Annotated in this window: 8 protein-coding genes and 2 pseudogenes; 7 read left to right on the forward strand and 3 right to left on the reverse strand. The window is 71.5% G+C overall.

The genetic code is table 11. The features are described 5' to 3' along the window. Window positions 1-29: 29 nt before the first annotated feature. Window positions 30-1,226, forward strand: coding sequence for a hypothetical protein (locus ACIRR9_RS09205; protein ID WP_403749242.1), 1,197 nt, complete (start codon window positions 30-32; stop codon window positions 1,224-1,226). Here ACIRR9_RS09205 and ACIRR9_RS09210 read toward each other — a convergent pair. After that, window positions 1,211-1,641, reverse strand: a pseudogene (locus ACIRR9_RS09210) (PadR family transcriptional regulator); the annotation flags it as partial. The gene ACIRR9_RS09205 and the pseudogene ACIRR9_RS09210 sit on opposite strands and share 16 nt — an antisense overlap. Between ACIRR9_RS09210 and ACIRR9_RS09215 the strand changes: the two are divergent. Further along, window positions 1,636-2,824: pseudogene (locus ACIRR9_RS09215) on the forward strand (MATE family efflux transporter); the annotation flags it as partial. The pseudogenes ACIRR9_RS09210 and ACIRR9_RS09215 sit on opposite strands and share 6 nt — an antisense overlap. Here ACIRR9_RS09215 and ACIRR9_RS09220 read toward each other — a convergent pair. After that, complete coding sequence (locus tag ACIRR9_RS09220) at window positions 2,785-4,005, reverse strand: glycosyltransferase 87 family protein (RefSeq protein WP_403749245.1); 1,221 nt, start codon at window positions 4,003-4,005, stop codon at window positions 2,785-2,787. The pseudogene ACIRR9_RS09215 and the gene ACIRR9_RS09220 sit on opposite strands and share 40 nt — an antisense overlap. A 128-nt stretch (window positions 4,006-4,133) precedes the next feature. Here ACIRR9_RS09220 and ACIRR9_RS09225 point away from each other — a divergent pair, with 128 nt between their 5' ends. Together ACIRR9_RS09225 and ACIRR9_RS09230 are read left to right on the forward strand one after the other, a co-directional pair. Further along, window positions 4,134-5,276: a glycosyltransferase family 4 protein gene (locus tag ACIRR9_RS09225; RefSeq protein WP_403749247.1), complete on the forward strand. Its 1,143-nt coding sequence runs from the start codon at window positions 4,134-4,136 to the stop codon at window positions 5,274-5,276. A gap of 183 nt (window positions 5,277-5,459) precedes the next feature. After that, the gene (locus ACIRR9_RS09230) at window positions 5,460-7,043 is read left to right on the forward strand and encodes a GMC oxidoreductase (RefSeq protein ID WP_403749703.1); all 1,584 of its coding nucleotides are present in this window, start codon (window positions 5,460-5,462) and stop codon (window positions 7,041-7,043) included. Window positions 7,044-7,056: 13 nt separating this feature from the next. Here the strand turns inward: ACIRR9_RS09230 and ACIRR9_RS09235 are convergent, their stop codons facing one another. Continuing rightward, window positions 7,057-8,853: an AMP-dependent synthetase/ligase gene (locus tag ACIRR9_RS09235; RefSeq protein WP_403749248.1), complete on the reverse strand. Its 1,797-nt coding sequence runs from the start codon at window positions 8,851-8,853 to the stop codon at window positions 7,057-7,059. A 317-nt stretch (window positions 8,854-9,170) separates the two neighbouring features. Here ACIRR9_RS09235 and ACIRR9_RS09240 point away from each other — a divergent pair, with 317 nt between their 5' ends. From ACIRR9_RS09240 to ACIRR9_RS09250, 3 genes are all read left to right on the forward strand, one after another. Further along, the gene (locus ACIRR9_RS09240; RefSeq protein WP_403749251.1) at window positions 9,171-9,968 is read left to right on the forward strand and encodes a metallophosphoesterase; all 798 of its coding nucleotides are present in this window, start codon (window positions 9,171-9,173) and stop codon (window positions 9,966-9,968) included. Between the two features lie 128 nt (window positions 9,969-10,096). Continuing rightward, entirely contained in the window at window positions 10,097-10,537 is a 441-nt protein-coding gene (locus ACIRR9_RS09245; RefSeq protein WP_123977838.1) for an SRPBCC family protein, read from the forward strand. Between the two features lie 267 nt (window positions 10,538-10,804). After that, on the forward strand, window positions 10,805-11,959 hold the full coding sequence (locus tag ACIRR9_RS09250) for an ArsA family ATPase (protein ID WP_403749253.1): 1,155 nt from the start codon (window positions 10,805-10,807) through the stop codon (window positions 11,957-11,959). Window positions 11,960-12,003: the final 44 nt, after the last annotated feature.

A 12,003-nucleotide genomic window follows, 5' to 3' on the forward strand; every position in this document is an offset into this window, starting at 1 on the left:
TTTCGGGCCCCGACCCGTACGATCGGAAAGTGGCCGGTCGTAGGCGGGTGTGGCGCTCAGGAGCGGTGGGGCTGTGTCTGCTGCTCCTGCCGCTGACCGGATGCGGCGGCGGACAGTCGCCGACCGCGACGGCGGTGAACGAGGTGCAGCAGGTCCTGGACCGGCGCTCGGCCGCGGTCCTCGGCCATGACGAGACGGCGTACGGCCGGACGGGCACCCGGAGCTCGTACGCCGACCTGCGGGCCGTACCGCTCGCCGAGTGGCGCTACCGGGTCACCGCCGTGCACCGGGACGGCGCCGGGGCCACCGTCGACGCCCAGCTCCGCTACCGGATCCGGGGCTATGACAAGGCGCCGGTCACTACGGACCGTACGCTCGACCTGGACCGCACCGCCGACGGCCAGTGGTACGTCACCTACGACAAGCCCGCCAAGAAGGCCGGACAGCAGCTCTGGGACCAGGGCGAGGTGACGGCCGTCAGGAGCGCCCACAGTCTCGTCCTCGGGGTCGGCCAGTCCGAGAAGGCGCTGCGCGGCTACGCCCGGCTCGCCGACACCGCCGTCCCCGCGGTCTCCGCGGTCTGGGGCACGGACTGGACCCGCCGGGTCGTACTGCTCGTGCCGAAGTCGCTGAACGGCATGGCGGGCCTGCTCGGCGCCCCCGCCTCCGACTACCAGGGCATCGCGGCCGTCACCACGGGAGAGGCGGGCGGCTCCGGCACGACCCCGGCGGACCGGGTCATCCTCAACCCGGAGGCGTACGCGGTCCTGGGCCAGGTGGGCAGACAGGTGGTGCTGACGCACGAGACGACCCATGTGGCGACCCGCGCCCACACCACGCCCGCCACCCCCCTGTGGCTCTCCGAGGGCTACGCCGACTGGATCGGCTATCTCCACACCGGCCGCACCCCGACCGAGGCGGCCCCCGAACTCGCCCGCGCCGTCCAGGGCGGGGAGGCCCCGGCCGGCCTCCCGGCGGACAAGGACTTCGGCTTCACCGACGACCCCACCAAGCTGGCCCAGGCCTACGAGGGCGGCTGGCTGGCCTGCCGGATGATCGCCGCCCACTGGGGCGAGGAACGGCTCGGCGCCTTCTACCGGGCCGTCGGCGCGCACAAGGAGCGGGCCGGCGCGGTGGAGGACGCGCTCCGGAAGGAACTCGGCACCACCCTGACGGACTTCACCGAGCGCTGGCGGGAGTATCTGACGGATCAGCTCGGCGGCTGAGCCAGCCGCTCGATCGCCTCCTTCAGCCAGGCCCGCTCGGCGGTGCCGGTCGCCCGCGCGACCCGCAGCATCCCCTCCCGGAAGAGATCCCCGCTCTCCTCCGCCCGCACCGGCTCGCCGTCCCCCGGTAGAAGAAGCTCGACGGTGCCTCCAGGAAGTCGAGCCGGCGCCGCAGTACGGCCGCCTGCGCCGCGGGGTCGGGCAGGTGGCGCAGGAAGGCCAGGACCGTGTTGAAGCGGACGTGGTCGGTGATCTCGGCCTGCTTGGGCGTGCGCAGCCGGTCGAGCAGCTCCGACCGCCCCTTCTCGGTCAGCGACAGCACCCGGCGCGGGGCCGCGCCCGCCCCGTCCTCGGTGCGCTGGTCGAGCTTGCCGGCCGCGACCAGCCGTGTGATCGCCGGATAGAGGGCGCCGTCGCCGTCGCGACCAACGCCGAGAACGTGCTGCTCGGCATCGCCCCGGTCTTCGCCTCCGGCACGACGGTGCTTGTCGCACACGCCAGAGGCGCCCGGGATCCCGGCGCGACACGGGCCGCCGTACGCGGGGGCTGGGCGCTGTGCGGCCTGGTCACGCCGGCCGTCGTGGCCGGCGGGCTGCTGCTGCGCGAGCCCCTGGCCCGGTTGGTCCTCGGCGGCCCGGGCCCGGCCCTGCCCCTCGCCACCGCCTACTTCACGATCTCCCTGCCGGGCATGACCGTCTTCTTCGCCCAGCAACTGGTCGACGGCATCCTCAAGGGCGCCGGCGACACCCGCACCCCGATGCGCCTGGCCCTCCTGGCCAACGGCCTGATCCTGGTCTGCGACCCGCTCCTCATCCACCGCTACGGCGTCCGGGGCGCCGCCGTCTCCACCGTGCTGTGCCGCTGCGCGGCCCTGGGCGTGGGGCTGTGGGCCCTGCGCCGCAACGCCGTGCTGCGCGGGGCCTTGCAGGCGCCCCCCGCCGAACCCGTGGCGGCCGCGCTGCGCCGGACGCTGCGCATCCGGGCTGCCCATGTCCGCCGACTTCACCGTCCGGCAGGGCGGCGCGCTGGTGCTGGTGGCGATCGTGGCCCGGCTCGGGGTGACGGCGGTGGCCGCGTACGCGATCGCGTACAAGGTCATGTACGTCGCGACGACGGCCTTCTACGCCGTGCGCCAGGCGGCCTCCATCCACACCGCGCACACGCGGGGCCGGGGCGGCGACGCCCGCAGGGAGATCGGCCGGCAGGCCGTGCTGGTGTCGGGGGCGCTCGGGCTGACGGCCGCGCTGCTGCTTGCCCTGACCGCACCCTGGATCATGGCCGCCTTCGGCGCCGGGCCCGCCGTCGCCCACCAGGGGGTGCTGTTCCTGCGCCGCGTCGGGCCGTATCTGCTCCTGATGGCCGGCTTCATCGCGCTCGGCGGGGTCTTCGAGGGCAGCGGGGGAGCGCCGGCGCTGCTGCGGGTCACCCTGCTGGGCACGGCCGTGCAACTCCTGCTCGCCCACACCCTGTCCGGGCTGGGGCTGCCCGGGATCTGTCCGGCCCTGGCCCTGGCGATGGGCGTGCAGTGCGCGGCTGTCGCGGTGCTGCTGACCCGGGCTCAGGAGGAGACCGAGTTCTCCTTGGTTCGGGCGGCCTGAGACGGAAACGGGGCGACGGGATCGTCGGCCGCGGTGGAGCGCCACAGCGCCCGGGCCGCAGTGACCGTCGCCGCGACCAGCAGGCCGTTGCGCAGGAGCAGCAGTGTGACGCCGTACCAGTCGCTCACGACCACGTGCGCGAAGCCGGCCGGGAACTCCAGGACCGTCACGAAGGAGGCCAGCACGACCAGCACCGCCGGCACGGTCATCCGGCCGGCCCGGAAGCAGAGGCAGACGGCGGCCAGGCCCACCAGCCACACCATGTACTGCGGGCTGATCACCCGGCTGGTGACCGTGAACATCAGGACGGCGGTGAAGGCGGCGTCCGCGAGCGTGTGGTTCCGGAAGCGGACCGCCGACAGCCGCCACAGCAGCAGCCAGCCGAAGGCGAGCACGGTCAGCAGCAGGGCCGCCGTGCTCACCGCCTTCACCTGCGGGCCCAGGAATTCGATCGAGCCGTAGTTGAGCAGTACCTGGCCGTGCCAGCCGTAGTGCCGGGCGATGTGGAAGACCAGCGCGCCGAGCGACTCCACCTCGGTGCCCCGGTCCCGCTGGAACGTCAGGAAGGAGAACGCGCCGGGCATGGCCACCGCGAACAGCCCGCCGACCGCACCCGCGGTGACCGCCGCCGACACCCAGGCCCGTCGTCGTACGGCACCCACGAGGAGCAGGGCCGGCCATACCTTGACCATCGCGCCGAAGCCCACAAGGGCGCCCATGATCTTCGGATGCCTGGCCCCGGCGAGCAGCGCGGCGACCGCGACCGCGGTGACCATCAGGTCGTAGCGGGCGTAGACGGTCGGGCCGAGGAGCGGTACGCCGAGCACCCAGACCCAGGCGCCGCGCAGGGTGCGGCCGGGGCGCAGGCCCGTGTAGAGGAGGAGGACCAGGACCGCCAGGTCGGCGAGGAAGGCCAGGACGAAGAAGGCGGTCGGATAGTCCAGGAAGGGCAGCAGCCCGGGGGAGAGGATCGCCAGGGCCGCCGCGGGCGGGTACTGCCAGGTGACGTCGTCCAGGGGGAACGTGCCGTGGCGCAGCACCTCGTACCAGCCCTGGTAGATCACCGACACGTCGGTGGTGACGTCCGCGCCCGGGAACACGAACACCTTCAGGACGAACAGCAGCAGCACCAGCCGGCCGGCTCCCCAGACGACCAGCAGCAACGCGAGGGCACGCTTCACGCCCGTCCTGTCCACCTGAGCCCCTGTCCTTCGGCGTGCCGTGTCGAGTGGGCCACATGATCCCCCGTCGCCCTGTGCGGCGGCCATGAAGCACGGCCGAACACACTGTGCAGGTAAGGTCTGCGGCGATGCACAAGACCCTCATCGTGACGAACGACTTCCCGCCCAGGCCGGGCGGCATCCAGGCCTTCCTCCACAATATGGCGCTGCGCCTGGACCCCGAGCGGCTGGTCGTCTACGCGTCCACGTGGAAGCGGAGCCGGGAGGGCGTCGAGGCGACCGCCGAGTTCGACACGGAGCAGCCCTTCACCGTCGTACGCGATCGTACGACGATGCTGCTGCCGACGCCCGCGGCGACCCGGACGGCGGTCGGGCTGCTGCGGGAGCACGGGTGCACGTCCGTGTGGTTCGGGGCCGCGGCTCCGCTGGGGCTGATGGCGCCGGCGCTGCGGAAGGCGGGCGCCGAGCGGCTGGTCGCCACCACCCACGGGCACGAGGCCGGCTGGGCCCAGCTGCCCGCCGCGCGGCAGCTGCTCCGGCGGATCGGGGACGCGACCGACACGATCACCTATCTCGGCGAGTACACGCGGTCCCGGATCGCCGGCGCGCTCGGTGCGGAGGCGGCGGCGCGGATGGTGCAGCTGCCGCCGGGGGTGGACGAGAAGACCTTCCATCCCGGGTCGGGGGGCGACGGGGTGCGGGCGCGCCTCGGACTCACCGACCGGCCGGTGGTCGTGTGCGTGTCGCGGCTGGTGCCGCGCAAGGGGCAGGACACGCTGATCCTCGCGATGCCGCTGATCCTGGCCGCCGAGCCGGACGCGGTGCTGCTGATCGTGGGCGGCGGGCCGTACGAGGGTGATCTGAGGCGGCTCGCGCGGGAGACCGGGGTGGAGGCGTCCGTGCGGTTCACGGGGGCCGTGCCCTGGGCCGAGCTGCCCGCGCACTTCGGTGCGGGGGACGTGTTCGCGATGCCCTGCCGGACCCGGCGGGGCGGGCTGGACGTGGAGGGGCTCGGGATCGTGTATCTGGAGGCCTCGGCGACCGGGTTGCCGGTGGTGGCGGGGGACTCCGGGGGCGCGCCGGACGCGGTGCTGGACGGGGAGACCGGGTGGGTCGTGCGGGGCGGGTCCGCGGAGGAGGCCGCCGAGCGGATCGTGGTGCTTCTGGGAGACGCCGAGTTGCGTGAGCGGATGGGCGCGCGCGGGCGGCAGTGGGTCGAGGAGCGGTGGCGGTGGGATCTCCTTGCGGAGAGGCTGAAGGAGTTGCTCTAGAGCCGTGGGTCGTGTTTCGGCTGCGGGTGCGTTGTGGCTGGTCGCGCAGTTCCCCGCACCCCTTCGGGGCGCGTTGTCACTAACTCTGTCGTAGGGCTAGGCGGAACCGGAAAATCCGCACATGCTGCGCGCATGACAGCAAAACTGATGCAGCGTCAGCTGACGAGACGTCATATCCTGGGCATGATCGCCCTCCAGACCGCCGCCGCGGCCGGTCTCACCCGTATCGGACTCCAGTCGGCGCAGGCCGCCGAGGAGGCCGCCGCCGTCGACAACGCGCCCGCGATCGTGGTCGGTTCGGGCTACGGCGGGGCCGTGGCCGCGCTCCGGCTCGGCCAGGCGGGCGTGCGGACCCTCATGATCGAGATGGGCCAGCTGTGGAACACGGCCGGCTCCGACGGCAAGATCTTCTGTTCCACCGCCGCCCCGGACAAGCGGTCCATGTGGTTCAAGACCCGGACCGAGGCGCCGCTCGCCACCTTCCTCTGGCTGGACGTCGTCAACAAGGACATCACCGCCTATCCGGGAGTGCTCGACCGGGTGCACTACGACAACATGTCCGTGTACGTGGGGCGCGGTGTGGGCGGCGGGTCGCTGGTCAACGGGGGGATGGCGGTCACCCCGCGCCAGTCGTACTTCACCGAGCAGTTCCCGACCGTGGACGCGAGCGCGATGTACAACACGTACTTCCCGCGCGCCCGCACCATGCTCGGCGTCAACACCATCGACGCCACCTGGTTCGAGTCGACCGAGTGGTACCAGTTCACCCGGACCTCGCGGAAGGCCGCCGCCAACACCGGGCTCACGACCACCTTCGTGCCCAACGTCTACGACTTCGGGTACATGCAGCAGGAGGCCGCCGGCACCGCCACCAAGTCCGCGCTCGCCCAGGAGGTCATCTACGGCAACAACTACGGCAAGAAGAGCCTCGACAAGACCTATCTGGCCGCCGCCCTCGGTACCGGCAACGTCACCATCCACACCATGGAGAAGGTCAAGGCGGTCACGCGGGCGAGCGACGGGTCGTACCTGCTGAGCGTGGACCGGATCGACACGACCGGGGCCGTCGTGGAGAGCAAGCAGTACAGCTGTACCTACCTGTTCCTGGGAGGCGGCAGTCTCGGGACCACCGAACTGCTCGTCCGGGCCCGGGACACCGGTGCGCTGCCCGCCCTCAACTCCAGTGTGGGCGCCGGGTGGAGCACCAACGGCAACACCATGCTCGGGCGCGCCAACCACATCTGGGACACCACCGGGGCCAACCAGGCGACCATGCCGGTCATGGGCATCGACGACTGGGCCAACACCGACAACCCGGTCTTCGCGGAGATCGCCCCGCTGCCCATCGGGTTCGAGACCTGGGTGAGCCTGTATCTGGCGATCACCAAGAACCCCCAACGGGCCTCGTTCACCTACGACTCCGCGAGCGACGGGGTGAAGCTGGGCTGGACCGCCGCCCAGAGCGCGGTCTCGGTCGCCATGGCCAAGAAGCTCTTCGACCGGATCAACGCGGCCAACGCGACGATCTACCGGTACGACCTGTTCGGCTCGTCCAGCAAGGTGTTCGCCGACGACTTCTGCTACCACCCGCTCGGCGGCTGCGTGCTGGGCCAGGCGACCGACGACTACGGCCGGGTGAAGGGGTATTCGAAGCTGTACGTCACCGACGGCTCACTGGTCCCCGGGAACATCGGCGTGAACCCGTTCGTGACCATCACCGCGCTCGCCGAGCGGACGATGGAACGGGTTCTCGCCGAGGACATGTGAGCCAAGGGCCGTACTACTTCGCGTAGATGGCCTCGATCTCGTCCGCGTAGTCCTTCGCCACCACGTTGCGCTTGAGCTTCAGGGACGGCGTCAGGTGGCCCGAATCCTCCGAGAACTGGGAGGACAGAATGCGGAACTTCCGCACCGATTCCGCCTTCGACACCGCGGCGTTGCCGTCGTCGACAGCGTCCTGGATCGCCGCGATCAGATCCGGGTCGTCACGCAGCGACGCCGCGGTGGCACCCGCCGGCTTTCCGTGGTCGGCCGCCCAACGGCCCAGGAACTCCTCGTCGATGGTGACCAGCGCGCCCACGAACGGCCGCCCGTCGCCCACCACCATGCACTCCGCGACCAGCGCGTGCGCGCGGATCCGGTCCTCGATCACGGCCGGGGCGACGTTCTTGCCGCCCGCGGTGACGATGATCTCCTTCTTGCGGCCGGTGATCCTGAGGTAGCCGTCCTCGTCGAGGGTGCCGATGTCACCCGTGTGGAACCAGCCGTCGGCCAGCGCCTCGGCGGTCGCGGCCTCGTTGTTCCAGTAGCCCTTGAACAGGTGCTCGCCGTGCAGCAGCACCTCGCCGTCGTCCGCGATCCGGATGACCGAGCCCGGCAGCGGCTGCCCGACCGTGCCGATCTTCTGCCGGTCCCAGGGGTTGAACGCGGTCGCCGCACAGGACTCGGTCAGGCCGTAGCCCTCCAGGACCGTGAAGCCGATGCCGCGGAAGAAGTGGCCGAGGCGCTCGCCAAGGGGGGCGCCGCCGGAAATCGCATATTCGCCCTTGCCGCCGAGCACCGCGCGCAGCTTGCTGTAGACGAGCTTGTCGAAGGTCCGGTACTTGATCTTCAGGCCGAGGGACGGGCCCGCCGGGGTGTCCAGCGCCTTGCTGTACGTGATCGCGGTGTCCGCGGCCTTGTCGAAGATCTTGCCCTTGCCGTCCGCCTGTGCCTTGGCGCGCGCCGAGTTGTAGACCTTCTCGAACACGCGCGGGACGCCGAGGATCAGCGTCGGCCGGAAGGCGGCCAGCTCGTCGGTGAGGTTCTTGATGTCCGGGACGCAGCCCAGCTTGATCGGCGCCATCATCGGGGCGATCTGGACCAGCCGGCCGAAGACATGCGCGAGCGGGAGGAAGAGCAGGACCGAACACTCACCGGTGCGGAACAACGGGCGCAGGCGCTCGACGATGTTGCCGCACTCGGCGAAGAAGCTGCGGTGGGTGAGGACACAGCCCTTGGGGCGGCCCGTCGTACCCGAGGTGTAGACGATGGTCGCCGGATCGTCGGCTCTCGCCTGCGAGCTGCGCTCGTCCACCGTGGCGTCGGTGACGCCCTGGCCGAGCCGGCCCAGCTCCTCCAGGCCGCCGGCCTCGATCTGCCAGACGTGCTTGAGGGCGGGCAGCGTCTCGCGCAAGGACTCGACGGTGGCCGTGTGGTTGTCGAGTTCGACGATGCAGGCGGTCGCGCCGGAGTCGCCGAGGATCCACTGCACCTGCTCCGGCGAGCTGGTCTCGTACACCGGTACGGTGACCGCGCCCGCGCTCCAGATCGCGAAGTCGAGGAGCGTCCACTCGTAGCGGGTGCGGGACATCAGGCCGACCCGGTCGCCCGGCTGGATGCCGGAGGCGATGAGGCCCTTGGCGGCCGCGTGCACCTCGGCCAGGAAGGTGGTGGCGGTCACGTCCTGCCACACACCCCCGACCTTGCGGGCCATGACGGCTACGTCGGGATGCTGCGCGGCGTTTCTGCGGACGATGTCGGTCAGATTGCCGTCCGCGGGGACCTCGTACAAAGCCGGAAGGCTGAACTCGCGCAAGACTGCTGCTCCTCATAGGGCGCCGACGCCACGACGTTGTGCGATGCGACGGTGCGGTCCAAGGCTCGGGCAGGTGCTCAGGGCTCACCCGCGGGCCACATGATCCGTTGGTTGAAATCCTGAGCACGACTGGACTGCCCGGACGTTACCCGCCGGTATGGCTTCTTCGACAGGGGGTCCCGGCGAGATGTTCGGTGCGTCACACAGGTTGGTGTTCCTTCGCGTACGGTAGTCCACCGCTTTAGTGACTGACCAGTAACCGCAGGTCCGCCCATCGCCTGTTCACAAGTGCATTGCTCGACCTACGCTTGATCACCATGGCAGCCACACCCACCGGCCCCCGAAGGACCCGCGTCCACGTGGTCAGCGACGTGCACGGCAACACCCGTGACCTGGCCAGAGCCGGCGACGGCGCCGACGCCCTGATCTGTCTCGGCGACCTCGTCCTCTTCCTCGACTACGCCGACCACTCCCGCGGCATCTTCCCCGACCTGTTCGGCGTCGAGAACGCCGACCGGCTCGTCGAACTCCGCACCGCCCGCCGTTTCGCGGAGGCGCGGGAGCTGGGCGCCCGGCTGTGGGGCGGGATCGGGGTCGACCGGGCGACCGCGATAGAGAAGGCGGTGCGCAAGCAGTACGCCGAGATGTTCGCGGCGTTCCCGACGCCGACGTACGCCACCTACGGCAATGTCGACATGCCGCCGCTGTGGCCGGAGTACGCGGGACCCGGCACGCGGGTCCTGGACGGCGAGCGGGTGGAGATCGGGGGACGGGTGTTCGGGTTCGTCGGCGGCGGGCTGCGGACGCCGATGCGGACCCCGTACGAGATCTCCGACGAGGAGTACGCGGCGAAGATCGAGGCGCTCGGCGAGGTCGACGTGCTGTGCACGCACATCCCGCCGGAGGTGCCGGAGTTGGTGTACGACACGGTGGCGCGCCGTTTCGAGCGGGGCAGCCGGGCGCTGCTGGACGCCATCCGGCGTACCAGGCCGCGTTATTCGCTCTTCGGACATGTCCACCAGCCGCTGGTGAAGCGGATGCGGATCGGGGCCACCGAGTGCGTGAACGTCGGGCACTTCGCCGGTACCGGGCGGCCCTGGGTACTGGAATGGTGACAGCCCCGGACGAGGGGGTGAAGTCGGCTGGTCGGACGCGCGGTAGCCTTCACGCTGCACACGCGTGCGCACGCCCGCGCACGGTGAGCGTCTGTTCTTACCGGCCCGCATCTGGAGGAGCCACGGCGATGGCGGAACACACCAGCTCGAGCATCACGATCGAGGCGGCCCCGGCCGACGTCATGGCGGTGATCGCCGACTTCGCCCGGTACCCGGACTGGACCGGTGAGGTGAAGGAGGCGGAGGTGCTGAAGACCGACGCCAAGGGCCGGGCCGAACAGGTCCGTCTGGTCATGGACGCCGGTGCGATCAAGGACGACCAGACGCTGGGCTACACGTGGACCGGTGACAACGAGGTCTCCTGGACGCTGGTGAAGTCGCAGATGCTGCGGTCGCTGGACGGGTCGTACCTGCTGAAGCCGGCGGGGGCGGGGGCGACCGAGGTCACGTACTCGCTGACGGTGGACGTGAAGATCCCGATGCTGGGGATGATCAAGCGCAAGGCCGAGAAGGTCATCATCGACCGGGCACTGGCGGGTCTGAAGAAGCGGGTGGAGTCGGGCGAGTAGTCGTTCGGCTGCGGGTGGGTGGGGGCTGGTCGCGCAGTTCCTCGCCCAGCCTTCGGCCGGGGGTACCCCCAGCGCCCCTGACGGGGCGCTGCACCAGCCGTCTCTCTTCAGTCGCGGGCATGCGTGCCTCCCCCAGAGGGGGGACCCCCAGGGCGGCACGGGTGGGCGCGACGGCACCCTGCAAGCGCCGGTAAGCGAACCCACCCCCGCGCCAGCTGCAACTCCGGTGCCTTCCGAGAGAGGGCGCGTCAGTTACGGTTCACCCTCATGCGCACCATCCTGATCACCGGCCCAGGCGGCAGCGGCCGTACGACCGTCGCCGCGGCCACCGCCCTGCGCGCCGCAGGCGAGGGCACCCCCACCCTCGTACTCAGCGCCGACCGCACGGACACCCTCGGTGCCGCCCTGGGCACGGCGACAGGACCGGAGCCGACCCCCGTCACGGACACCCTCACCGCCTGGCGCCCCGACGCGGCCGCCCGCTTCCGTGAGGACCTCACCGCCTTCCAGACCCGCGCCGCGAACGTCCTCGACCTCCTCGGCGCCTCCCGTCTTGACGCCGAGGAGCTCACCCCGCTCCCCGGCGCCGAGGAACTCTCCTTCCTCCGCGCCCTGCGCGACGCCGCCCTCTCCGAGCGCTACGAGCTGCTCGTCGTGGACCTCCCGCCGGTCTCCCCGGCCCTCGCCCTGCTCGCCCTCCCCGAGGAGCTGCGCCGCTATCTGCGCCGGCTGCTCCCGCCCGAGCGGCAGGCGGCCCGCGCCCTGCGCCCCGTCCTCGGCCGCCTCGCCGGCGTCCCCATGCCCGCCGACTGGCTGTACGAGACGGCAGCCCGCTGGGACGTCGAGCTGGCCGCCGTGGAGGCCGTGCTCGCCGACCGCCGCACCGCCGTACGCCTGGTCGCCGAACCCGGCCCGGCCGGTGCCGACGCCGTCCGCACCGCCCGCCTCGGCCTCGCCCTGCGCGGCCTGCGCGCCGACACCCTGGTCGCCAACCGGGTGCTGCCCGAGGCCATACCCCTGCACAACCTCGTCGCCCAGCAGCGCAAGACCCTCGCGGAGTGGGGAGAGGCGTTCGACGTCACCCCTGTTCCCCACCTCGGCCACGACCCGCGCGGCACCGACGACCTCGCCGCGCTCGCCGTGTCCGGCGTCAACACCGTGCCCGCCCCGGTCGAGTGGCCCGTCGCCGACCGTATCGAGGCGGACGGCGTCCTGGTCTGGCACATCCCGCTGCCCGGCGCGATACGGGACGGCCTCGACCTCGTCCGGCGCGGCGACGAGGTCGTGATCACCGTGGGCGGCTTCCGCCGCATCGTCGCCCTGCCGTCGGCCCTGCGCCGCTGCACCGTCGCCGGGGCCGCCCTGAGCGACGGCGAGCTGCGGCTCCGCTTCGCGCCCGACCCCGATCTGTGGCCGCGCTGACGGTGAAACCGGTACGCCCGTTCGGGTAACGTCGTAGAGACGAA

Origin of the sequence: Streptomyces sp. NPDC101234 (genome assembly GCF_044767525.1) — a bacterium.
In the GTDB taxonomy this organism is placed as follows: domain Bacteria; phylum Actinomycetota; class Actinomycetes; order Streptomycetales; family Streptomycetaceae; genus Streptomyces; species Streptomyces sasae.